Genomic DNA, 25,013 nt, shown 5'->3' on the forward strand with positions numbered 1-25,013 from the left:
ATGGCAAAAAGATCAGCACCCGAAGTTAATGCAGGATCAATGGCTGATATTGCATTTTTGCTTCTTATATTTTTTCTTGTTACAACGACAATAGAAATAGATACAGGTTTAAATAGAAAGCTACCTCCAATAGAGGAGTCTGACCCACCAATTATTAAGCAAAAGAATATCTTTACAGTATTGATTAACAAAAAGAATCAATTATTAGTTGAAGATGAGCTAATGGAAATTAAAGACTTGCGTAAAGCAGCTGTTGAGTTTCTTGATAATGGCGGTGGTGAAGGTGATGATGCTTGTAGCTTTTGTAAAGGAAAACGTGATTCTAAATCGTCAGACAATCCAACAAAAGCAATTATCTCTTTAAAAAATGAAAGAGAAACAACGTATGCAACTTACATATCAGTTCAAAATGAACTAGTAGCTGCATATAATGAGCTTAGAAATAGAAGAGCTAGTGAACTTTATGGGACTTCCTTTATAGAAATGGAAGCCAATTATAAAGATGTGAATTGGGTTGGCAATAAAACAAAACTCAAAGAGCAAATAGAACAAATAAAATTAGATTACCCTCAAAAGTTGTCTGAAGTACAATAACCTAAAAGAAAGATAAGACTATGTCTAAATTTAAAACAAAAAAGGGAGGTGAAATGCCAGCTGTAAATACAGCTTCATTGCCAGATATTGTATTTATGTTACTGTTTTTCTTTATGGTAGCTACTGTAATGAAAGATGACGATTTATTAATTGAAAATAAGTTGCCATATGCAGATCAAGTTGAAAAACTTGATAAGAAAGATAGAATAATGTATATCTATGCAGGTAAACCTAGTGAACGTTACCAAGCACAATATGGTACAGAGTCTAGAATTCAATTAGATGGTAAATTTGCAGATGTTAGTGAGGTTCAAGCATTTGTAGCTCAACAAAGGGCTTCAAAACGAGAAGAGTTAATTCCGTTTTTAACAACCTCTTTAAAAGTAGATAGCGATGCTAATATGGGATTAGTTGGCGATATAAAGCAAGAACTTAGAAAGTGTAATGCTTTAAAAATTAACTATACAACCAAAAAAGGCGATATGTCTAAAAATTCAAATTAATATAGTTTAGTATATAAAAAGCATCCTTTTTAGGATGCTTTTTTTTGCTTTAAACTCAATCATAAACCACGTTATAATCCGTTATATTTGTAATATGAAATATTGTCTTTTTTCTATTTTATTATGTATTTGCTTGCAACAAGGGTTTGCTCAAAATGATGACAAAACCCTTATAGATACTGCTTCTGTTGATGATAAATATAGAGAAGATCAATTTTATGCTTCAATTACTTATAATTTGTTAGGGCAAAAACCAGATGGTGTTTCTCAAAATGGGTTTTCTAGCGGATTTCATTTCGGTTTTATAAGAGATATGCCAATTAATGAAAGGCGAAATTTGGCCTTAGGATTAGGTATAGGCGTATCGACCAACTCATACAATCAAACACTTTTAATTACTAAAAACAACACTAATAATTTTGAGTATACTGTATTAGATGATAATGAGACATCATTTAGTAAAAATAAATTCACAACGTATGTGTTAGAATTGCCTTTTGAATTTAGATGGCGAACATCTACTGCTACCGAATATAATTTTTGGAGAATTTACACAGGTTTTAAATTAGGCTACGTTGTACTCAATACATCTAAGTTTCAGGGAGATTTAGGGCATTTTAAATATAGTAATATTGGTGATTTTAATAAACTCCAATATGGTTTTACCTTTAGTGCAGGTTATTCTAACATAAGCTTTCATGTCTATTATGGACTAAATAATATTTTTAAAGACTCCGTAAAGGTAAACGGTCAAGACGTTGGTATGCAATCTATAAAGGTTGGATTAATGTTTTACATTCTATAACCAATAGTTAAGCAAAATAAGCTGCGGTAAAAGACCTATAAAAAATCCAATAATTAACTCAGGAACAGTATGAGCTTTTAAATGCAGTCTTGATGAAGCAATTGCACCTAGGATAATACACATTAAAGCAATGGTTCCGTTTATGTTAATTTTAAAATGAATGCTAATGGCTATAGCAAACATAAAAAAGCCAGCCGAAGCAATCATATGTATGCTTGCTTTAAACTTCGCATAAGCTAAAGCTAGACATGTTAGCGTAGAAATTAAAATACCTATAAAGAAAAAATATAACTCTGGTATTTCGTTTTGTGTTAACACACGACTAAACACAAGAACAATAATAATGCTATTTAAAAACAATGGAATGATACGTTCCTTGGCATTCTCTAAATGAATAGACTCTACTTTATGTAATGTTTTTAATAAATAAAACAGTAAAATAGGAAGTATAATAGTTAGTATTGATACCGAAATTAATTTAGCTTTTATAACAGGTAAAGGAATGAATCGTGGCGTTTTTGAAAAGTAAAAAATAACACCAAGTAATGGCATTATTAATGGGTGAAAAATGTATGATATACTTTTTAAGATATGGTTAAGCAATACGTTAGGTAGTTTTTAGTTGCTCTTTAAGTAAACTTATGATATCATCTTTTTCTTTAAGGCGTTTTTCATACTGATTTAATAGTTGGTCAGATAATTGATTTATTACAAAAGCATTATTTGCAACACCTCCATTTTGGTTATCATTAAAAGTAACGTCTGCACCAGATAAAAATTCGAAAATATCTGTATCTAATACGTCGGCAATTTTTTGAAGACGCTGGAGGTTTAATTTTGTTTTGTTATTTTCTAAATCAGAATAGGCACTCTGCGAAATTTTTAGCTCTTCAGCAATATACTCTTGCGAAAAACCTTTTTTTTCTCTTGTTTTTTTTATACGTTCTCCAATCATGAAAGTGTAGTTTTTTCAAAGGTAAAAAATATATCGATATAGCTTATAAGTTATTAGTAAATCTGATAATGCTATGAGTTTATTTTAGCTAAGTTTGTGTATTACTTTAAGATTCTTGTTGACGCTAAATTTTAAGTTTTAATCTATATCATATAGATATTACTATAACTATTAACCTTAAAAACCAACAAGAATGAAACACCATCTTAAAACCTGTATTTTACTCTTTGTAACTTCTATTCTTTTAACAACCTGTCAAAAAGATTCAATTCAAACAGAAGACACTATATTAGAAGAACAAGGAGATAATGATGTTTTTAAAATTGGAAGACTTGAAGACTTTAAAGCCTTATCTCAATTTGTATCAAAAGATATTATTAATTATCAAAATCTAAACTATCAATTTCGTACAGCGACAGAAGACGCTAATGGTTTTATAATACTTAATGATGAAATTACTCAAGCTATTAATGACAATGGGTCAACCTTTACTTTAAAAATAGTAAAAGATAATCAAGAGGCCAATAGTTTTAGCAACTTGGTGGTTAATTTTAAAGAAGGGCATTCAACAGAAACATTTATAATTAATTACTATCCAACAGAAAATTACCTTACTAGTTTAGAAACTAATCCACAAACTGTTTTTAAAGGACAGTTTAATATGGAAAGTATTGATTATGATGGTAGTCTAGATTATTTATATGCAAGAATTGGTGGTTGCTCAGTAGTAACAAATACCTATTGTAATTGGGGAGGTCAAGAACATGATGCAGGAGAGAATTGTACTGCAGCTTTTATGTATACAAGAACTCAGCTAGTATGTTCTACAAAAGAAGAATACGAGTCTTATTCAGTTGTGTTACCAGACAATCCTTTTGGTGGAGGTGGAGGTGGAACCTCTAGCTCAACAACAACGCCTAAGTTTGTAACACCATGTGAGATTGAAAGTAACATATCTGTTATAAGTGGTAGCAGCGTAAATGTTACTGAAAATGGATGTACAGATACTATTTCTAGTTTAACAAAACAAGACCTCTTAGTGCTTAGGTTACAATTAAATGCAGTAGAAGACAGTGATTTAATTAACTGGATAAATGATCGTAATAATGAAGACGCCGTTGACGAAGCAATTGCATTTCTTGAAGAAAACCAGTTTTCTGAAGCCGCAAAAAAAGAAGCAAAACTGACCTTATCAACTTTAGCATCAGATGTGTCTTGGGTAGCAAACACTGGTAATTACAATAATATTTCATCTTTAGCTTATACCCATACTAGAACAATTATTGTTAATGGTACATTGTTAGGGCAATTTAAACTCGCTAATGGCGATTGGTTATCTGGTGGTAATTATAATTTGTGTACAGGATGTACTGAGGGTGAAGACCGATTGTACTATTTTAGTCAGGATGCCAATTTGTGGTATGAAATACCAAACCCATCTAACTATACGCCTCTTAATTTAGATTTTTTATGGACAGGCTTTTGGGATGCCGTTGAGGTTGGCGCAAGGTATTGCACACCTTTAGAAGATTTTGTAATACTAATTGATGGTAAAGATTTTGATGGTGTAGAGTCCAGTAGAGCAGTTGCAGGAGGTTTTATTTTATTAGAAATCGTACCAGGCACTGGTTTAATAAAATTGGTTAAAGTAGTTAAGTATGGTGACGAAATAGTTGATGTTGCTAATGGAATTAGAAAGTATGTTGATGATATATATAGGTCTCAAAAACAATTATTACAAGATGTACTTGATGGTACTGAGCTTTTAACTAATAACACTAGAAGAGGCAATTTTGGAGAAATTTTTATAGAAGTAGATTTATATGAGAAAGGTTATGAATTTATAAATAGAGTAGATGGAGTTGTAGATTTAAATGATACTTCTATACATACAAATGGAATAGACCATATAATTAAAAATGATGCAGATGAATATTTTTTAATAGAAACAAAATATAATACTGCGACGCTAGGTAGTACTGTAAATTATGGTCAGCAAATGAGTGAAGAATGGATTACTCATCATTTAGACGAATTAGGTGAAATAGGCGAAGAAATCTCAGATGCAGGTTATATTAGTGTACTAGCTCATGTTGCTCCTGATGGCACAATTACTTATAAAATATTAAACGCTGCAGGTCAATGGACTGGTGATTTTTGGACACCATAAATTAATAATGTAGATTTGAAAGACAATAATTCTAACAATAAAAAATGAGAGATACTAACAAAAGTGAAGAATACTTTAAGCAGAAGATTACAGATCAATATCAACGTAATAATTCTAGGTTAGAAAAAATAAATAATAATCAAATAAAAAAAGAGAGAGTAAGTCATGTTTTACATAACTTAAGCTTGAAATATTTATCTATTGTCAAATGGAAGTATTTAGCGGGCTATGATATGTTTTCAAAAGATGTTATTAGTGATTTAGAACGTGTTTATACCATAAAGCAAAATGTCAGAAAAGAAATAGACCTAAATACTTTAAAATGGAAAGAGAACGGTACGTTTAAAAAGACTAAACAATATCTAAAGCCATCTTTTTATCAATTTTTGGATATTCTCTCATTAGGTTTTTTGTTAGATTTATCCGAAAGTTATTTTTTAAAATTAGTAAATGTAATTGATGAAGATGGTGTTAAGGATTATCTTTTAGAGTTGATTATTAAAGCTAAAATATCTAATAGAAAAATTTTAACAAAAGATACCTTTTCAAAAGGGGAACACCCTTTACAGAAATTAATAGACATTGTTAAAATGGAAAATAAAGAAGAAGCACAAAGGTATTTAAAACACTTTTTAGAAAAATATTGGTATAAATCCTTGAAAGGCTTAAAAGGGCATAATGATCACAATAAAGAAAACGGAAATTATGAAGGCTATTGGTGTTTTGTAGCTGCAGCTATTGTTAAAATTAAACAGTTAGATGATAGTAGTTTTAGAGATAATAAATATTATCCCAAAGATTTAGTGTAACCCAAATACATAAAACCTCAAAAACATAATTGCTTTTGAGATAACATTTAAACTTATGAAAAACACACTTTTAATTATAGTATTATCCACCTTTGTATTTCAATCATTACAGAGCCAAAACCAGTACGATATTGTATTTCCTCAAAATAGAGATCAAGTTTGTCAACAATTTAATCAAGCATTTGTAAATAGACCTAAAGAGGTTAAATTCTCAATTGTACGTGTAAATTCAAGCTTGTTTTTTGAAACAAATAATAAACAATGGTTTGATCAACTATTTCAAAATACTGGTGATGGTTTAGCCATAGACGTTGTTTCTAGAGATCGTTACAATTGCGAAAATGTAACGATTAATAATACACAAATACGGGGCACATTACTTAAACCTATTTATGCTCAAAAGCTTAAAAGAGGTCTTAAAAAAACAAAAGATAATAAATACCAAGTTTTAATAGGGCGAATACCTAGTGCTTTAATTAATGATGAACTTGAGTTTAATATTTTATTTTTAAATAATAAAAATTTATGCCAGTATTATATCATTTATGATTTAGAAGCCTATCCTTGGGATTTGCTAGATATGGGCATGTATCTAGATTCACTTACGTATAATTCTAGAAGTATTAAACCAAATAAAACAGAAGCATATATTATAAAAAATAAAACACTTAAGTTTCAAATTCCGTTTCAAAAAAATAAATCTGAATATTCTCAAAACGATATAAAACCTTTATACGACTCACTCCAACTCACAGATTTTAATATTAAAGCCATACGTATTAATGCTTACTCATCGGTCGAAGGAAGCTTAGAACGTAACATTCAATTGCAAGAGCAACGTGCAAATAGTATTGTAAATGCTTTGCAAACCTTTCAAAAACCTACAATAAAAACAGAAATATCATCGTCAGAAAATTGGGTAGAGTTTTTAAATGATATAGAAAACACAGAACATCAATATTTAAGTAAGCTCTCTAAATCTAAAATAAAGAGCAAGCTTATAGGAAAGCTTTCCAGTACTTTAGAACCCATTTTAAAAAACCATAGAAAAGCAGTTATAGAATTGCAGTTACAAAAGAAAGATAAGTATAAAACAATGTCTGCAGATCAATTGCTTAATAAGTTTAATACATCAATAGCTGCAAATGATTTAAATGAAGCGCTAGTAATACAAAATTCAATATTTGAAAAATTAAATAACAAGGTTATTTCTCCAGATTTTTTAAGAAAAACGGAAGTGCCAAAGCAAGCTAAGTTTTTAAAAATACTTAATAAAAATTCCGCATTTAAATTTATGAGCGATGTAAGACAAGTCTTAATCGTATATAATGAATTAAAAGAGCTAGACAAACTTGTGCCAAAAAACAAGGAAGTAAAATATAATTTAGCTTCAGTTAAATTTAAACTATGGCGACATAATGCGATTAAAGTTGATGAAAATAAATTTAAAACAGAAATTTATGCTTTAAAAAATTATGGAATTGACGAAGCACTTATTTCTAGAATGATGTTAAACTTTCATATTATTAAAGCAGAAAACTTAATGCGAAAACGTGATTATAAAAAGAAAGATATATCAGTTGCGTATATAAATAAAAACTATAAAAAAGTTACGCTTTCAGATTATGATTATTTAAGTCTAGCTCAGTTTTTTGCGTTTTATGCTAACACAGATTTATCGGTTAAACTTTTAGAAGAAAAAGCAAAGAGTATAGATATAAATGAGGACCTTTTGTACTATTATTTAAATCTAACAATTTCAAATGAAACCCTTACGCAAACTTCAGATTATAGAACAATTATGTTAAATGCTTACAATATGAATGCTAAAAGATATTGTAAGTTGTTTAATACTTTTGGAAAAGGAGGTGTTATGTTTCAATTACTAGAAAATGAATATTTAAGAAGTACGTATTGTGAGAATTGTATAAATTAAAAGATGTGAATTTCTTTTAATATAACAAAATGTTTAAATCTTTTTACGTAATCTAGCTACAGGAATATCTAGTTGTTCTCTATATTTTGCAACAGTTCGTCTGGCAATAGGATAGCCTTTTTCTTTTAATAAAGTTGCTAGTTTTTCGTCTGTTAATGGTTTCTTTTTATTTTCTTCTTCAATAACCGTTTCAAGAATCTTCTTTATTTCCCTTGTCGAAACATCTTCGCCTTGGTCATTTTTCATAGACTCAGAGAAGAATTCTTTAATCAATTTTGTTCCGTAAGGTGTATCGACATATTTACTATTTGCGACTCTAGAAACAGTTGAAACGTCCATGTCAATCTCATCAGCAATGTCTTTTAAAATCATTGGTCTTAGTTTGCGCTCATCACCAGTTAAAAAATAGTCGCTTTGATAATGCATGATAGAACTCATCGTTACAAATAGCGTTTGCTGACGCTGTTTTATAGCTTCAATAAACCACTTGGCAGCATCAAGTTTCTGCTTAATGAACATTACCGCATCTTTTTGAGATTTGCTTTTGTCTTTAGCATCTTTATAGCCTTTCATCATGTTGCTATATTCTCTAGACACATGAAGTTCTGGTGCATTTCTTCCGTTAAGGGTTAATTCTAGTTTTCCATCTACAATTTTGATTGCAAAATCTGGAACGACATGCTCAACCATTTTATTATTACCAGCGTAAGAACCACCTGGTTTAGGATTAAGACGTTCAATTTCTTCAATAGCATCTTTTAGTTGAACCTCAGTAATATCAAACTTTTGAAGTAATTTTTTATAATGTTTTTTAGTAAACTGTTCAAATGCTTTATCTATAATAGCAATAGCAAGTTCAACATCTGGGTACTTTTCTTTTCGATGTAATTGAATACTCAAGCATTCTTGGAGATTACGCGCTCCAACACCAGCTGGATCCAATTGGTGTACTATGGCTAATACCTTTTCAATTTTATCTTCAGTAGTAAATACATTTTGAGTAAATGCTAAATCATCCATGATGTCACTTAACGAACGACGTATATAACCACTCTCATCAACACTACCTACTAAAAATTCGGCAATATCGCGTTCTTCATCATTGAGCCTAAATGTATTTAATTGATTTGTTAAATGCTGTGTAAATGATGTTCCTGCAGCATAAGGCATCACTTTTTCTTCATCATCACTACTATAATTATTGGCTTGAGTTCTATAATCTGGTACATCATCATCACTTAAATATTCATCTATATTTATGTCTTCTGCGTCGATGGTCTCATTATCGTTATGCTCGTCTGTAGAGTTGTCAAACTCTTCAAAATTATCATCAAACTCTTCTGTAGATTCTTTACCAGTTTCTAAAGCTGGATTTTCTTCCATTTCTTGCTTAATACGTTGCTCAAAAGCTTGTGTAGGCAATTGAATCAATTTCATTAATTGAATTTGTTGCGGCGACAATTTTTGAGATAATTTAAACTGTAAATACTGTTTAAGCATACTTTAAATTTGGTTTAGGCTAAAGTTAAAAAAAAACAATCTATATATAATGTAAACATAGATTGTTTTGTGTAAATATTATATTAATGAATTATTAAAATTCTGCATTTTGTGGCGTTCTTGGGTAAGGAATTACATCTCTAATATTTCCCATACCTGTTGCAAACATTACTAAACGTTCGAAACCTAAACCAAAACCTGAATGCACGGCTGTACCATACTTACGTAAATCTAAATACCACCATAATTCTTTTTCGTCTATATCTAAGGTTTTCATTTTTTCTTTTAAAACATCTAAACGTTCTTCACGTTGAGAACCACCAACCATTTCGCCAATGCCAGGGAATAAGATATCCATAGCACGAACCGTTTTTCCGTCTTCATTTAAACGCATATAAAAGGCTTTTATGTTTGCTGGATAATCAAATAAAATCACTGGGCATTTAAAATGTTTTTCTACTAAAAAGCGTTCATGTTCACTTTGTAGGTCTGCTCCCCATTCTTCAATAATAAAATTGAATTTTTTCTTTTTATTTGGCTTACAGTTTTTTAATATATCTATTGCTTCAGTATAACTTACGCGTTTAAAGTTGTTGTCTACTACAAATTTTAGTTTTTCAATAAGACTCATTTCGCTACGTTCTACTTGAGGTTTTGTTTTTTCTTCATCAAGTAAGCGTTGCTCTAAAAATTTAAGATCGTCTTGATTGTGTTCTAAAACGTAACTTAAAACCGATTTCATAAAGTCTTCAGCTAAATCCATATTACCAGCTAAATCCATAAAAGCAACTTCTGGTTCAATCATCCAGAATTCTGCTAAATGACGACTTGTATTTGAGTTTTCTGCTCTAAATGTAGGTCCAAAAGTATACACTTTACCAAGAGACATTGCATAGGTTTCTGCTTCTAATTGTCCAGATACTGTTAGGTTTGTTTCTTTACCGAAGAAATCTTTAGTATAATCAACATTTCCATCTTCTTTAAGTGGTGGGTTTTTTGAGTCTAAAGCACTTACTTTAAACATTTCTCCAGCACCTTCAGCATCACTTCCTGTAATTATTGGCGTGTGCATATAATAAAAACCGTTGTCATTAAAATACTTGTGTACAGCAAACGATAGTGATGAACGTAAACGCATAACAGCACTAAATGTATTTGTACGTGTACGTAAATGTGCATTTTCACGTAAAAACTCGAACGAATGTTTTTTAGGTTGAATTGGATATTCGTCTGCATCAGAATCTCCTAGAATATCAATAGTATTCACTTGAATTTCTACACGTTGACCTTTGCCTTGACTTTCTACCAATTCTCCTTTTATATGAACAGCAGCACCTGTATTGATACGCTTTAGAATGGCTTCATCTGTATTTTCAAAATCAACTACACATTGAATATTATGTAGTGTTGAACCATCATTTAAAGCAATAAATCTATTAGCTCTAAAAGTTCTTACCCAACCTTTTATTTCTATGTCTTGTAATGTGATGTCTTTTGACAATAATTCGGCAACTGTGCTCGTCTTCATGATTTAAAATTTTGAATGCAAAGATAATTTTTTATGATTATTCTTCTAAGTTTTCGTTATCATCTTCTTCTGGGATGATATTAATTGCAGGTTCTCTTAATACTTCTTTATTTGCAATGCTTCGTTCTAATGATAATAGAAGAGATGGTAGTAGTAATAAATTGGATAACATAGCAAATAATAGCGTTATTGAAACTAGTGCGCCTAAAGCAACAGTGCCTCCAAAACTTGAGGTGGTAAATACTATAAAACCAAAAAATAAGACTATTGATGTATAAAACATACTAACTCCTGTTTCGCGAAGTGCTGCATAAACAGATTTTTTGATGACCCAATTATTAGCTTGGAGTTCTTGCCTGTATTTTGCTAAAAAGTGAATGGTGTCATCTACCGAAATACCAAATGCTATGCTAAACACGAGTATTGTTGATGGTTTTATAGGAACACCTAAATACCCCATTAAACCTGCTGTTAGCAATAGTGGTAAAAGGTTAGGGATTAAAGAGACAATAATCATTCTAAACGACCTAAACATATAAGCCATAAATAATGAAATAAGAAATATGGCTAATGATAATGATATGGCTAGATTTTTAACCAAATATTTAGTTCCTTTTTGAAAAACTAGAGCTTTACCTGTCATAGTAACGTTATACTTTTCTTCAGGTAAGACTTTATCTATTTTAGCTTGAAGATTTTCTTCAATGCGTTCCATTTTATCTGTGCCAATATCTTTCATGAACGTTGTTATACGCGCATATTGACCTGTGCTATCTATAAAATTATTCAGTAAATCTATATTAGAAGATGAGTTTTTAGCATAAGAAAGAATAAAACTCTTTTCTTGGCTTGTTGGTAATTGGTAGTATTTTGGATTTCCGTTGTAGTAGGCTTGTTTACTATATTTAACTAAGCTTACAACAGAAATTGGTCTTGATAATTCTGGTGTTTCGGTAATGAGTTCTTCAAGCTCATTCATACGCCTTAAAGTGCTTAATTTCATGACACCTTTTTTGCGCTTTGTATCTACCATAATTTCTAATGGCATAATGCCATTAAACTCGTTTTCAAAAAAACGAATGTCATGAAAAAACTCAGCATTTTTTGGCATGTCTTCAATTAGGCTACCAGAGATTTTTATTTGGTACATTCCAATAATGCTTCCTATTAAAAGAATTAAGGAAGTTACATAAATAGCAATTTTTCGTTCTCTAACCATATGTTCCATCCAATCCACAAAACCACCAATCCAACGTTTATTAAGGTGTTCTAAATGGCGATCCTTTGGATAAGGTAGAAATGTATAAATGATAGGAATAATTAGTAGGCATAATATAAAAATGGCCAATATGCTTAAAGATGCTACAATACCAAACTCTTTTAAAAGTTTGCTTTCTGTTAAAATAAACGTTGCAAAACCAGATGCTGTTGTAACATTAGTCATTAAAGTGGCATTACCAATTTTGGTAATTACGCGTTGTAATGATTTTACTTTATTACCATGTAATTTTACTTCGTGCTGGTATTTATTAATTAAAAAAATACAGTTTGGAATACCAATTACAATGATTAAAGGCGGAATTAAAGCTGTTAAAACAGTAATTTCATACTTAAGTAATCCCAGTATACCAAAGGTCCACATGACGCCAATACAAACAACTATAAGTGATATAAATGTGGCTCTAAATGACCTGAAAAAGAAAAAGAAAATAAGTGATGTTATACCAAGAGCAAGACCTATAAACAAACCAATCTCATCAACAATGTTTTGTGAGTTTAGAGTACGTATGTAGGGCATACCCGAAATTCTAACATTTAAATCATTATCGGTTTCAAAGGTTTCTATTTTTTTTGATAATGTTTTTAGAATAAAATCTTTTCTGGCTGGAGTATTTACAATTTCTTTTTTTAAATAAATTGCAGTACGAATTGTTTTGGTGTCTTTATTGAATAAAAAATTGTCATAAAAAGGATACTTTTTAAACAACTCGTCTTGAAGTGTGTCTATTTGTTCTATTGAGGTGATAGAGTCTTTTATAAAAGGCTCTAAGTCAAATTTTTCCTTTTTATTGTTTTTAACTAATTTTTGTAAATCTTTAATAGAAACAACAGTTTCTACTTCACTGTAGCTTTTAAAATCATCTGATAACTGATTCCAAGCATTCAATTTTTCAACAGAAAATAGAGTAGAATCTTTAACACCTAATACAATGAGGTTGCCTTCTTCGCCAAAAATCTCTAAAAAATTATTATAAGTAATATTTACAGCATGATCATCTGGAAGTAAGTTAGCTTCAGTATAAGTAAAGCGCATATGTTTCCACTGATAGCTAAAAAAAAGTGTAGCTAAAATGATGGCGATTAAAATGCCAATTTTGTTACGTAAAATTAATCGCGCAACAACATCCCAGAATTTTGCAGTTAAAAGTTTAAACATTAGTTTTTAAAACAGCAACAAAGGTAGAAAAAAGTGAGTCAAGAGCAGTTTGAATTAAAAAATATATTTTAATGTTTTTACTGTTAATTATTGTAAGATACATTAGGCTATTATTATTATTATTATTATGAGTAATTTAATGGCGTTGTAATATTAAAATAATAATTATATGAAAGTTTTAAAATTTATTACGTTAATTTTTATTGTGTTTAGTGTGTTATCCTGTCATGATTCTAAAAAAACACCTAATGAGAGAAGCATTATGGAAAGTGATGATGACAACAAACTTGTTTTTAATCATAATCTTGAGACTAAACTTTTATTAAGTGAAATGATTATTGGGTCTATAGATGAAAACAATCAATTTAAATTTACTTCGGAAGAAATTAAGGAATTAGTTGAAAAAAACTACGAAACTACAGCACAAAATGATGGCTTCAGTGTGGATTTTGAAGATTTTGATTTTATTCATGAAAAAGATAATAATGGATATTACATGCTAACATCTAGAAGTGAAGATATAAAAACCAAAACACCTATTTCATTTGGAAAAAATTTACGCCTACAGGGGAATTCGTCGTTTGTTCTCGATGTTTCTGCAACATCAGTTTCGTGTACAGGTTGCAGAAGAGGTTGTAGTCCACGTCGTGACAGTGAAGGAGATGGTTATTGTACAGATTGTAAAATATCTAATAGCAATTGCACGAAAACCGAAAGTATTGGTGGTCAATGAAACTTTAAAGCGAGAGATTAAATGTGAATTTTAATGCGACATTATCTTCTTCTTTTGGTAAGTGATATGCACCATATCTATATGCAAAACTGAGTCCGAAACCAAACAAGATTTTGTTGAGTTCAAAACCAGCTTCAGAATACCCTTTTGTAAGTGTTCCAAATTCAATATTTTGATGCCGCTCAATATCATGCATGTCTCCTAAAGCATGTCTAGATATTAATACTAGCTGCGGATTAAATCGTTTTGATATTTTAAAAGGTTTTATATAATGCTTTAGTTGTAAGGTTGTAAATCGATCTGAGAAAAATTCATTAAAATACATAGTTTCAAAACTATTTATACCAGCAACAGAGAAGCGTTGTAAAATGGTTTCTTTTGTAATATTATTTGGATAAGCATGATATAAATGGGTAAGAGGTGTATTGCCTGTAGCAATTCCAGCGGTTAACGTAGCTTCTGTAAAAGAATTTTTATTGTAATTAAGTTTGTATAATGTTCTAAAATCTGCTTTAAAAAAATTAAAATCACCTTTAAGTAGATTTTTAAAACTTTGAGTCACTTGTAAGGTGAATTTTGGGAAACCTTCTTGCTCGACTAATTTTTTGTTGTTATCAATTGTGTAAGTGGTAAAAGGATTCCATTGTAACGCTAACTTAGCTATGCTTAGATCAAAATTTGAAAAGTTTTTATCTTTTAAAGCAAAAGTATAATCATAGGTTGGGTCAATCTTACTTATAGATAATTCTGTTTCAGTTAGTAGGTTATTTGATAGTTGATGTTCAATATTTATAGCTTTTGTAATATGCTTATGAAATAAATCGATGTTTAGTAAACGAGGTTCAAAAAACTGAAAAAAGCGTTTGTCTGTTAAAAATTTTGAGCTTCCAGTTTCATACAAATCATCTGTGTAAGATAAATTAATCCATGTGTTAGTTTTTGAGGAAACTCTAAAACCACCACCTATGCGATATTTAAATCTATGGTCTTTAAAACCATAAACTAAGTAACTGTTAATTCTATACTTTTTTGAAAAGGCATCGTTTGTTACACCTCCAATACCAGTTCTAATACCTTCGTATTGATTAAATTTTATGAGGTAACGCAAATCAAAATTTAGAAATTTGGTTGGTAAGAAACCGTTACCAAGTTGTTTAATGAATTGCTTTTTTTTGAGTGAATCTTTTTTTTCGGTAGAAGCTTCATAGAAGACAATGTCTTCTTGCGAGTTAGCAACAAATGTGCTTAAAAAAATAACGACTACTAAAAAGCACTTTTGCATTAATAATTATATGAGGGTTGTAGTAAGGTGAAAAAAAGCGACTTAATTGCCGCTTTTATATTTTAAACTGTCATGATTTCTTTTTCTTTAACATCTAAGATGTCATCAATTCTTTTAACGTATTTATCTGTCATTTGTTGTACGTCTATTTCTGCATTTTTTTGCTGATCTTCAGATGCATCTTCTAAGTCTTTAATTTCATTATTAGCATCTTTTCGAGCGCTTCTAACACTAATTTTAGCATCTTCGGCCTCAGATTTTGCTTGCTTGGCTAAGTCTCTTCTACGTTCTTCTGTTAAAGGCGGAACATTTATAATAATTGTTTCACCATTATTCATTGGATTAAAACCAAGGTTAGCAATCATAATACCACGTTCGATTTCTTGAAGCATAGATTTTTCCCAAGGTTGTACTGTAATTGTACGACCATCTGGAGTATTTACATTTGCTACTTGACTTAATGGTGTTTGCGATCCATAATAGTCAACCATAACGCTTCCTAGCATTGATGGGCTAGCTTTACCAGCTCTAATGTTTACTAACTGTTTTTCTAGATGCTTAATGGCGTTATCCATTGCTTCTTTTGTGGAGTCTAATATAAATTTAATGTCTTCGTTCATTATTCTAAAACTTTAATTTAATTGGCAACATTCAAAAAATAAGCCAAACTTTTTAAAATGTATTTACAAGTTGACTTTAGTACCTATTTTTTCGCCTGCAACAACCTTTAATAAATTTCCTTTTTTATTCATATCAAATACAATAATAGGCAATTCGTTTTCTTGACTTAATGTAAATGCTGTTGTATCCATTACTTTTAAGCCTTTTCGTAAGACGTCATCAAAAGTAATATGGTCAAACTTTACAGCTGAGGTGTCTTTTTCTGGATCTGCGTTATAAATACCGTCTACTCTAGTACCTTTTAATATGACATCGGCTTCAATTTCTATAGCTCTTAAAACAGCGGCTGAGTCAGTTGTAAAATACGGATTTCCTGTTCCTCCACCAAAAATAACAACACGTCCTTTTTTAAGGTGGTTCATTGCTTTTCTTCTAATAAAAGGCTCAGCAACTTCGTTTATTTTAATTGCTGTTTGTAAACGTGTAGGTAATCCAGCATTTTCTAAAGCACTTTGTAGGGCTAAACCGTTAATGACAGTTGCTAACATACCCATATGGTCACCTTGTACGCGATCCATACCATTACTAGCTCCAGCAACACCTCTAAAAATATTACCGCCACCAATTACTATGGCTACTTCAACACCTTTTTCTGTGATTTGTTTTATATCGTTAGCATATTCTGCCAAGCGTTCTGGGTCAATACCATATTGACGATTACCCATTAAGGCTTCGCCAGAAAGTTTTAAGAGAATTCTTTTGTATTTCATTTAGTTGTTTGTATTTCTCTTTATCGTTAAATGCAATTTGCCTGATTAAAATTTATCTTTTAAAATAAATCACTAATCAAGGCTTGTGTCACTTGATTATGAAAGTTTAGCAAAACTACATAATTTTTTTGTTTTTAGTTTATAAAAAAAGCTTCTCAAATAATGAGAAGCTTTAAATATTTAAACCTAATTAAGGTACTATCCTAAAGATACACGTTTAAAAGCTGTTACAGCTACATCACCATAAGAAGCAACGTATTTTGCAACATTCATTTTTTCATCTTTAATGAAATTTTGATCTAATAAACATTGTTCTTGATCTAGAGTTGTATTATCAGAAATAAAACGTTCCATTTTACCTGGTAAAATTCTATCCCAAATTTGTTCTGGTTTTCCTTCAGCTTTTAATTCTGCTTTTGCAGCTTCTTCTGCTTTAGCTAAAACATCATCAGTTAATTGAGCCATAGAAATATATTGAGGTACATTTTTAAGTGTTTTACCTAAACGTCCTAATTCAATATTATCTTTCTCTATTACTGCAATTCTTGCTTCAGTTTCTGATGCAATAAAAGCTGGGTCAAAATCTTTATAAGATAAAGTTGATGCTCCCATAGATGCTACTTGCATAGCTAAGTCTTTTACTAAAACCTCTGCATTGTCAACTTTAGCAGTTAAACCTACTAAAGCGGCAATTTTATTGATATGTACATAAGAACCAACAAAAGGTGCTTCTAATTTCTCAAATGCTTTAATGTCTAACTTTTCACCAATTACACCTGTTTGCTCGATTAGTTTTTCTGCAACAGTCATACCTCCAAAATCTGAAGCTAAAAACTCTTCTTTTGTGTTATAGTTTATTGCAGATTCTGCAAGTTGATTCGCCAATGCAACAAAATTATCGTTTTTACCAACGAAATCAGTTTCGCATCCTAATACAATTGCAACACCAGCGGTGTTATCTGCATTTATTTTAGCGATAGCTGCACCTTCAGATGAATCTCTATCGGCTCTTTTTTCTGCTACTTTTTGACCTTTTTTACGTAAAACTTCAATTGCTTTATCGAAATCTCCTTCAGCTTCAACTAAAGCTTTTTTACAGTCCATCATTCCTGCTCCTGTAGCTTGTCTTAGTTTATTTACTTCTGCGGCTGTTATTTTTACCATAGCTTCCATAATGTTTTAAAATTTAAAAAAGTCGTTCAATTTTTTTCTGAAAAGAAAATAACTAAACGACTTATTTGTGTTGTGTAAATGTTATTTATTCTTCTTCGTTAGCTGCTACAACTTCAGCAACTGGTTTTGTTTCAGCTTTAGCTTCTTTTTTTGCAGGAGCTGCTGCTTTTTCAGCTTTATCTGATTTTCTTTCAGCTAAACCATCTGCTACTGCAGAAGTTACTATAGAAAGAACTTTGTCTATAGATTTTGACGCATCATCATTAGATGGAATCAAATAATCTACTTGACGTGGATCAGAGTTTGTGTCAACCATTGCAAAGATTGGAATGTTTAATTTCTGAGCTTCTTTAATAGCAATGTGTTCACGTTTGATGTCTACAACAAATAAAGCACCAGGTAAACGTGTCATGTCACTAATAGAACCTAAGTTTTTTTCTAACTTAGCTCTTAAACGGTCAACTTGTAAGCGTTCTTTTTTAGAAAGCGTTAAGAATGTACCATCTTTTTTCATTCTATCGATAGAAGCCATTTTTTTAACAGCTTTTCTAATAGTAACAAAGTTAGTTAACATTCCACCTGGCCATCTTTCAGTGATATAAGGCATGTTTACATTTCCTGCTTTTTCAGCAACAATGTCTTTAGCTTGCTTTTTTGTAGCAACAAATAAAATTTTCTTTCCTGAAGCTGCAATTTTATGAAGAGCTTGAGAAGTTTCTTCAATTTTTGCAGCTGTTTTGTAAAGATTGATTATATGGATGCCGTTACGCTCCATATAAATGTAAGGAGCCATGTTTGGATCCCATTTTCTTGTCAAGTGTCCAAAATGAACACCTGCTTCTAGTAGTTGTTTTACTTCTACTTTTTCCATGTTTGTAATAGTTTACGTTCTGTTGATTAGCAATGATTAAGTGGTCACGCTTTGCGTTTGCCTTAACCATTTAGATGCTTAACTAAATCCTAATCTATATAGATTATGGACAACAATAACTGGTTTAAATTTTTGTTTTGCGCCAAATACAAATTTGACAATGGTATTAACGTTTAGAGAATTGGAATTTCTTACGCGCTTTCTTCTGACCGAATTTCTTACGCTCAACCATTCTTGGATCCCTAGTTAATAAACCTTCTGGCTTTAATATTAGTCTGTTTTCAGCATCTAATTCGCACATTGCACGAGATAATGCTAAACGGATAGCTTCAGCTTGACCTGTAATACCACCTCCATAGACATTTACTGTAATATCAAAGTTGCCGTCATTGTTAGTCATGGTTAAAGGTTGGTTTACCTTGTACTGCAATGTTGCAGTAGGAAAATAAACCGCCATGTCTTTTTTATTAACTGTAATGTTACCTTTTCCTTTGGCAACATAAACACGAGCAACAGCCGTCTTTCTACGGCCAATTTTGTGAATTACTTCCATTAAATAAATTCGTTTAAGTTAATTGCTTTAGGTTTTTGAGCTTCATGTTTATGAGCTGTACCTACTACAACGTTTAAATTACGGAATAGCTCAGCACCTAATTTGTTTTTAGGGAGCATTCCTTTTACTGATTTTTCTACTACTCTTGCTGGATCTTTTCCAAACAATTCTGTAGCAGTTAAACTTCTTTGTCCACCTGGATAACCTGTGTGACGAATGTACGTTTTGTCATTCCACTTGTTTCCTGTTAAGTTGATTTTTTCAGCATTAATAACTATTACGTTATCTCCGCAATCAACGTGTGGTGTGAAGTTAGGTTTATGTTTACCTCTTAAAAGTTTTGCAACTTTAGAAGCTAAACGACCTAATGTTTGACCTTCAGCATCAACCAAAACCCACTCTTTATTTACAGTAGCTTTGTTTGCTGAAATCGTTTTGTAGCTTAATGTGTCCACACTTATTAATTTTCTTTATTAAACATTCCTCTCTCAAAAAGAGTTTGCAAATTTACGATTAAATATTTGATTACCAAATAGTGTGGTGAGATATTTTTATTGATAACACTAGAGTTTTTTTGAGATTATTAATCTTCTTAATTTCAATGTGTTAATTTTTCTTTTTATTCGTTTTCCTAAGCTGCTCTTTTAGTAGTTTTGCAGCTTTAAAATTTGAAGTATGATTTCAGTAGATAATTTAGCAGTAGAATTTAGTGGTCACACACTTTTTAGTGAGGTGTCTTTTACTATTAATGAAAATGATAAAATTGCATTGATGGGTAAAAATGGTGCAGGAAAATCTACTATGATGAAAATCATTGCAGGAGTACAAAAAGCCACTCGCGGAAATGTGAGAACTCCTAAAGATGCTATTATTGCCTATTTACCACAGCATTTACTAACTGAAGATGATACTACAGTTTTTGAAGAAGCTTCAAAAGCATTTGCTCATGTGTTTAAAATGCGTGACGAAATGGAAGGCTTAAATAAACAACTTGAAACCAGAACCGATTATGAGTCTGATGAGTATATGAAAATTATTGAGTGTGTTTCAGATTTAGGAGAAAGCTACTACGCTTTAGAAGATGTAAATTATGATGCTGAAGTTGAAAAAGCACTCAAAGGACTAGGTTTTAAACAAACAGATTTTAAAAGACAAACCAATGAGTTTTCTGGCGGTTGGCGTATGCGAATAGAATTGGCAAAAATTCTGCTTCAGAAACCAGATTTAATTTTATTAGACGAACCTACCAATCATATTGATATAGAATCGGTAATTTGGTTAGAAGATTTTTTGGTTAATAAAGCTAAAGCTGTTGTTGTAATATCGCATGATAAAGCTTTTATAGATAATATTACTAATCGTACTATTGAAGTAACAATGGGTAGAATTTATGATTATAAGGCTAATTATAGTCATTACTTGCAATTAAGAGAAGATCGACGAGCACATCAAATAAAAGCGTACCAAGAACAACAAAAGTTTATTGCAGATAATCAGGCATTTATTGATCGATTTAAAGGCACGTACTCTAAAACCAATCAGGTGTCGTCTCGTGAACGCATGTTAGAAAAATTAGAGATTATAGAAATTGATGATGTAGATACATCGGCTTTGAAACTCAGATTTCCACCAACACAACGTTCTGGTGATTATCCTGTAACAGTAAAAGATGTGTCTAAATCATATGGCAGTCATGTGGTCTTTAAAAATGCAAATATGTCTATAGCAAGAGGCGAAAAAGTATGTTTTGTTGGTCGAAATGGTGAAGGAAAATCGACCATGATTAAAGCTATTTTAAGAGAAATTGATGTTAATGGAACTTGTAGTTTAGGACATAATGTAAAGGTTGGTTATTTTGCTCAGAACCAAGCTGCTTTATTAGATGAGAATCTAACGATATTTCAAACCGTTGACGAGGTTGCTAAAGGCGACGTGCGTACACAGATTAAGAATATTTTAGGTCGTTTTATGTTTAAAGGCGATGATATTGATAAAAAAGTAAGCGTGTTATCTGGTGGTGAAAAAACCAGATTAGCTATGGTTAAGTTATTATTAGAACCGGTTAACTTGCTTATTCTTGATGAACCAACCAATCACCTTGATTTAAAATCTAAAGATGTTTTAAAAGAAGCGCTTCAGAATTTTGATGGCACCTTAATTCTTGTATCTCACGATCGAGATTTTTTACAAGGGCTTTCTAAAAAGGTATTTGAATTTAAAGAACAACGTGTTATTGAACACTTTGAAACGATTGATGATTTCTTAGTTAGAAATCGTGTTGAGAGTTTAAAAGCTATAGATTTGTAGCTTGAAAATGTTGATGCGTTTTTTTTGTTTAGATTTTGTCTCGCGTTAGGGATTGAGCAATTGTTGGAGCACATCTTTGATTGCGACTTGTGAAAGCGCGACCCTTGGTAACGCCCAAAATAATTGAGTTATAAGTGTTAAGCATCTATTTTTGACTACTTTTGCAGTGGTATGAGTGAATTAAAACTTTCAGATTGGTTGCCCACCACAAACAAAGAGGTTAAGATACGCGGTTGGGACGAACTCGACGTGATTCTATTTAGTGGTGACGCTTATGTAGATCATCCGTCGTTTGGTCCTGCAGTAATTGGGCGTATTTTAGAAAGTTATGGATTGCGTGTGGCTATTGTTCCGCAACCTAATGTAAATGATAATCTTCAGGATTTTGTAAAGCTTGGTGCGCCAAAATTATTTTTTGGAGTTACTGGAGGTTGTATGGATCCAATGATTAGTAACTATAATGCGAATAAGAAACGTCGCGATAAAGATGCGTATACACCAAATGGAGATATTGGGTTTCGTCCTGATTATGCCACATCAGTATATTCTAAGATTTTAAAACACAAATGGCCAAATGTTCCTGTGTTGATTGGAGGAATTGAAGCGTCATTACGTCGTGTCACACATTACGATTATTGGAGTGATAAACTATTACCAACTATTTTAGAAACCTCTAAAGCCGATTTATTGGTCTATGGCATGGGAGAGCAACCACTTCGTGAAATTGTACGGTTGTTGCAAAAAGGCGTTCCGTTTTCTAGCATAACAACGATTAAACAAACCGCAGTGTTGTTAAATAAAGGCGCAAAAGTTCCTAAAAATAGCAATTGGGATGATGTTGAAATTGTATCGCATGAGGTGTGTTTAAGCGACAAAAAGAAATTTGCGTCTAACTTTAAAATTATAGAGCAAGAGTCTAATAAATTAGCTGCGAGACGCATTTTTCAGAAAGTAGGTGATAAGACGTTGATGATAAATCCGCCTTATCCAACGATGACCGAAGACGAAATTGATGCGTCTTTTGAGTTGCCTTATACACGGTTGCCACATCCAAAATATAATAAGCGCGGACCAATTTCTGCGTATGAAATGATAAAGTTTTCCATCAACATTCATAGAGGCTGTTTTGGTGGTTGTAGTTTCTGTACCATTTCAGCACATCAAGGGAAATTTATTGCGTCTCGTAGCCAGGAATCTGTGTTGCGAGAAGTTGATACGGTTGCAAATATGCCAGATTTTAAAGGTTATTTGAGTGATATTGGTGGGCCAAGTGCCAACATGTATAAAATGAAAGGGAAAGTACAATCGATTTGCGACAAGTGCGTTGCGCCCAGTTGCATTTCGCCAGTAATCTGTAGTAATTTAGATACATCTCACAAGCCCTTAACCCAATTGTACCAAGCGGTTGATAGCCACCCTAAAGTAAAGAAATCATTTATAGGTTCTGGAATTCGTCATGATATGTTAGTGCCAGAATTTAATAAAAATGCGGACCCAAAAGAACTAGATGATTATACTGAAGAAGTGATGACAAAACACGTGTCTGGTCGACTTAAAGTTGCACCAGAACATACGAGTGATCCTGTTTTGAAACTGATGCGTAAGCCATCGTTTAAATACTTTCATAAGTTTAAAGAACGTTTTGATAAAATTAATATAAAGAACAAGCTTAAACTACAATTGATTCCTTATTTTATATCTAATCATCCAGCTTGCGAAGTTGAAGACATGGCAAATCTAGCTGCCGAAACCAAAGATATGGGCTTCCAGTTAGAGCAAGTACAAGGTTTTACACCAACGCCAATGACGGTTGCTACAGTAATTTATTACAGTGGTTATCATCCTTACACGCTTAAAAAAGTAAATACACCTATTACACGAAAGGAAAAAGATGAACAACACCGTTTCTTTTTTTGGTATAAAAAAGAAAATAAAGCTTGGATTAGAAGCACCTTAAATAAATTAGGACGTCAAGATTTATTAGACGTATTGCTTCCAGCAAAAGATGAAAAATGGCGTAAAAACAAACCTAGTGGTGATGCAAAACATACGTTTGATGATGCTATTCCTTTTAATAAACGAAAGAATAAAGCAAAGTTTAAGAGTAAGAAGAAGAGGAAGAGGTAATTTGATTTATTTTGCTTTATCAAAGAAAAAAGAATTTAAAATTTTCAATAACTTATTAAAATATCTTTCATAAATTTGTAACCAATGTTTAATGTTGTGTAACATGGTTATTAAAGATTATTATTCGCTTTCTGAAGCTGCTGAAATTTTAGGAAAGAGCAAAGAAACTTTACGAAGATGGGACAGAGATGGTAAATTACCAGCTTTAAGAGAGCCAGTAAGTGAATATCGTGTTTATAAAAAAGACGATATAGAAAGGTTATTAAAACCTTTGTTTGATAACATTGAAGAAGAGGTAGATAATTCAGAAAAACCATTAAAAGAATATAAAGTTCTTGAATTATTTGCAGGTGCTGGAGGTTTAGCCATCGGTCTTGAAAAAGCGGGAATTAAATGTGAGGCGTTAAATGAAATTGATAAATGGGCTTGCCAAACTCTAAGAGAAAATCGACCACATTGGAATGTTTTAGAAGGAGATATAAAATCTTTTAATTTCGAAAAGTTTAATGGAGAAGTTGATATTGTTACAGGTGGTTTTCCATGTCAAGCTTTTAGTTATGCAGGAAAAAAACTTGGCTTAGAAGATGCTAGAGGAACTTTGTTTTATGAATTTGCTCGTGCAGTTCAAGAAGTTAATCCTCCTATTTGTATTGGCGAAAATGTAAAGGGTTTACTTTCTCATGAGAAAGGCGAAACCTTAAAAGGAATGATTTCAATTCTTGATGAAATCGGTTATAATGTGGTTCCTGTAAAAGTATTAAAAGCTGTAAATTATAAAGTGCCTCAGAAACGTGAGCGTTTAATTGTTGTTGGTGTCAGAAAAGATATTGATATTAAATATGAATACCCTAGGCCTTATCAGTCTATCTATAATCTTTCTGATGCATTAAAAAAAGGAAAGCTTTATGATTCTAATGTTCCTAAATCTGAAGGTTCAAAATACCCAGAACATAAAAAAGTTGTATTGGATTTAGTTCCTCCAAAAGGTTATTGGAGAGATTTACCATTAGATTTGCAGAAAGAATATATGGGGAAAAGTTTTTATTTAGGTGGAGGAAAAACAGGAATGGCTAGACGTATTGGTTGGGATGAACCAAGTTTAACTTTAACATGCAGTCCAGCTCAAAAACAAACTGAAAGGTGTCATCCAGATGAAACACGACCTTTTACTGTTCGTGAATATGCACGTATTCAAACATTCCCAGATGAGTGGAAGTTCAAGGGTTCTATATCTCAACAATATAAACAAATTGGTAACGCTGTTCCTTGTAATTTGGGTAAAGAAATTGGCTATTCTATAGTTAAGTTTTTGAATGAATATTATAAAGGAAAAGGGTAA

Annotated in this window: 22 protein-coding genes; 10 read left to right on the forward strand and 12 right to left on the reverse strand. The window is 31.5% G+C overall.

What is annotated here, in order from left to right; all coding sequences use genetic code 11:
* The 3 genes from BXY80_RS05605 (at window position 1) to BXY80_RS05615 (ending at window position 1,902) form a co-directional block, all read left to right on the forward strand.
* Window positions 1-594, forward strand: coding sequence for an ExbD/TolR family protein (locus BXY80_RS05605; protein ID WP_120200224.1), 594 nt, complete (start codon window positions 1-3; stop codon window positions 592-594).
* A gap of 20 nt (window positions 595-614) precedes the next feature.
* Window positions 615-1,097, forward strand: coding sequence for an ExbD/TolR family protein (locus BXY80_RS05610; protein ID WP_120200225.1), 483 nt, complete (start codon window positions 615-617; stop codon window positions 1,095-1,097).
* A gap of 94 nt (window positions 1,098-1,191) precedes the next feature.
* Complete coding sequence (locus BXY80_RS05615; RefSeq protein ID WP_120200226.1) at window positions 1,192-1,902, forward strand: porin family protein; 711 nt, start codon at window positions 1,192-1,194, stop codon at window positions 1,900-1,902.
* Here the strand turns inward: BXY80_RS05615 and BXY80_RS05620 are convergent.
* Together BXY80_RS05620 and BXY80_RS05625 are read right to left on the reverse strand one after the other, a co-directional pair.
* Window positions 1,897-2,505, reverse strand: a complete 609-nt coding sequence (locus BXY80_RS05620; protein ID WP_120200228.1) for a hypothetical protein — start codon at window positions 2,503-2,505, stop codon at window positions 1,897-1,899. The two genes, BXY80_RS05615 and BXY80_RS05620, sit on opposite strands and share 6 nt — an antisense overlap.
* 4 nt (window positions 2,506-2,509) lie before the next feature.
* Complete coding sequence (locus BXY80_RS05625; RefSeq protein ID WP_120200230.1) at window positions 2,510-2,857, reverse strand: helix-turn-helix domain-containing protein; 348 nt, start codon at window positions 2,855-2,857, stop codon at window positions 2,510-2,512.
* Window positions 2,858-3,050: 193 nt separating this feature from the next.
* Between BXY80_RS05625 and BXY80_RS05630 the strand changes: the two genes are divergently transcribed.
* Genes BXY80_RS05630 through BXY80_RS05640 form a run of 3 tightly spaced genes read left to right on the forward strand, consistent with a single transcriptional unit; the run spans window position 3,051 to window position 7,772 of the window.
* Window positions 3,051-5,027: a hypothetical protein gene (locus BXY80_RS05630; RefSeq protein WP_120200231.1), complete on the forward strand. Its 1,977-nt coding sequence runs from the start codon at window positions 3,051-3,053 to the stop codon at window positions 5,025-5,027.
* A 44-nt stretch (window positions 5,028-5,071) separates the two neighbouring features.
* Complete coding sequence (locus BXY80_RS05635; protein ID WP_120200233.1) at window positions 5,072-5,836, forward strand: PoNe immunity protein domain-containing protein; 765 nt, start codon at window positions 5,072-5,074, stop codon at window positions 5,834-5,836.
* A 55-nt stretch (window positions 5,837-5,891) separates the two neighbouring features.
* On the forward strand, window positions 5,892-7,772 hold the full coding sequence (locus BXY80_RS05640; protein WP_120200235.1) for an OmpA family protein: 1,881 nt from the start codon (window positions 5,892-5,894) through the stop codon (window positions 7,770-7,772).
* A 33-nt stretch (window positions 7,773-7,805) separates the two neighbouring features.
* On the opposite strand, the gene rpoN is transcribed toward BXY80_RS05640, so the two are convergent.
* The 3 genes from rpoN to BXY80_RS05655 all read right to left on the reverse strand — a co-directional run bounded on the left by rpoN (window position 7,806) and on the right by BXY80_RS05655 (window position 13,237).
* Complete coding sequence (gene rpoN / locus BXY80_RS05645) at window positions 7,806-9,272, reverse strand: RNA polymerase factor sigma-54 (protein WP_120200237.1); 1,467 nt, start codon at window positions 9,270-9,272, stop codon at window positions 7,806-7,808.
* A 94-nt stretch (window positions 9,273-9,366) separates the two neighbouring features.
* A complete protein-coding gene (asnS, locus tag BXY80_RS05650) occupies window positions 9,367-10,800 on the reverse strand; it encodes an asparagine--tRNA ligase (RefSeq protein WP_120200239.1) in 1,434 nt (477 codons plus the stop codon).
* Between the two features lie 37 nt (window positions 10,801-10,837).
* Window positions 10,838-13,237, reverse strand: a complete 2,400-nt coding sequence (locus tag BXY80_RS05655; protein ID WP_120200240.1) for an efflux RND transporter permease subunit — start codon at window positions 13,235-13,237, stop codon at window positions 10,838-10,840.
* A 169-nt stretch (window positions 13,238-13,406) separates the two neighbouring features.
* Here BXY80_RS05655 and BXY80_RS05660 point away from each other — a divergent pair, with 169 nt between their 5' ends.
* Window positions 13,407-13,970: a hypothetical protein gene (locus tag BXY80_RS05660; protein ID WP_120200242.1), complete on the forward strand. Its 564-nt coding sequence runs from the start codon at window positions 13,407-13,409 to the stop codon at window positions 13,968-13,970.
* A gap of 4 nt (window positions 13,971-13,974) precedes the next feature.
* Here the strand turns inward: BXY80_RS05660 and BXY80_RS05665 are convergent, their stop codons facing one another.
* From BXY80_RS05665 to rplM, 7 genes are all read right to left on the reverse strand, one after another.
* The gene (locus BXY80_RS05665; protein ID WP_120200244.1) at window positions 13,975-15,252 is read right to left on the reverse strand and encodes a hypothetical protein; all 1,278 of its coding nucleotides are present in this window, start codon (window positions 15,250-15,252) and stop codon (window positions 13,975-13,977) included.
* A 62-nt stretch (window positions 15,253-15,314) separates the two neighbouring features.
* Window positions 15,315-15,872 carry a ribosome recycling factor gene (gene frr / locus BXY80_RS05670; protein ID WP_120200246.1) on the reverse strand — a complete coding sequence of 186 codons (558 nt, stop codon included), beginning with the start codon at window positions 15,870-15,872 and terminating at the stop codon, window positions 15,315-15,317.
* Between the two features lie 63 nt (window positions 15,873-15,935).
* A complete protein-coding gene (gene pyrH, locus BXY80_RS05675) occupies window positions 15,936-16,643 on the reverse strand; it encodes a UMP kinase (RefSeq protein WP_120200248.1) in 708 nt (235 codons plus the stop codon).
* A gap of 198 nt (window positions 16,644-16,841) precedes the next feature.
* A complete protein-coding gene (tsf, locus tag BXY80_RS05680) occupies window positions 16,842-17,807 on the reverse strand; it encodes a translation elongation factor Ts (RefSeq protein ID WP_120200361.1) in 966 nt (321 codons plus the stop codon).
* A gap of 94 nt (window positions 17,808-17,901) precedes the next feature.
* Complete coding sequence (gene rpsB, locus BXY80_RS05685) at window positions 17,902-18,687, reverse strand: 30S ribosomal protein S2 (protein WP_120200249.1); 786 nt, start codon at window positions 18,685-18,687, stop codon at window positions 17,902-17,904.
* A gap of 166 nt (window positions 18,688-18,853) precedes the next feature.
* Window positions 18,854-19,240 (reverse strand): 30S ribosomal protein S9, encoded by a 387-nt coding sequence (gene rpsI, locus BXY80_RS05690; RefSeq protein WP_120200250.1) that lies wholly within the window; start codon window positions 19,238-19,240, stop codon window positions 18,854-18,856.
* Window positions 19,240-19,695, reverse strand: coding sequence for a 50S ribosomal protein L13 (rplM, locus tag BXY80_RS05695; RefSeq protein WP_120200251.1), 456 nt, complete (start codon window positions 19,693-19,695; stop codon window positions 19,240-19,242). Before rplM ends, rpsI begins: the two co-directional genes overlap by 1 nt.
* A 220-nt stretch (window positions 19,696-19,915) precedes the next feature.
* Between rplM and BXY80_RS05700 the strand changes: the two genes are divergently transcribed.
* The 3 genes from BXY80_RS05700 (at window position 19,916) to dcm (ending at window position 25,013) form a co-directional block, all read left to right on the forward strand.
* Complete coding sequence (locus tag BXY80_RS05700) at window positions 19,916-21,547, forward strand: ABC-F family ATP-binding cassette domain-containing protein (RefSeq protein ID WP_120200252.1); 1,632 nt, start codon at window positions 19,916-19,918, stop codon at window positions 21,545-21,547.
* 171 nt (window positions 21,548-21,718) lie between these two features.
* The gene (locus BXY80_RS05705; protein WP_120200253.1) at window positions 21,719-23,674 is read left to right on the forward strand and encodes a YgiQ family radical SAM protein; all 1,956 of its coding nucleotides are present in this window, start codon (window positions 21,719-21,721) and stop codon (window positions 23,672-23,674) included.
* A gap of 103 nt (window positions 23,675-23,777) precedes the next feature.
* Entirely contained in the window at window positions 23,778-25,013 is a 1,236-nt protein-coding gene (gene dcm / locus BXY80_RS05710; protein ID WP_120200254.1) for a DNA (cytosine-5-)-methyltransferase, read from the forward strand.

Source organism: Ichthyenterobacterium magnum (genome assembly GCF_003610635.1).
Taxonomy (GTDB): domain Bacteria; phylum Bacteroidota; class Bacteroidia; order Flavobacteriales; family Flavobacteriaceae; genus Ichthyenterobacterium; species Ichthyenterobacterium magnum.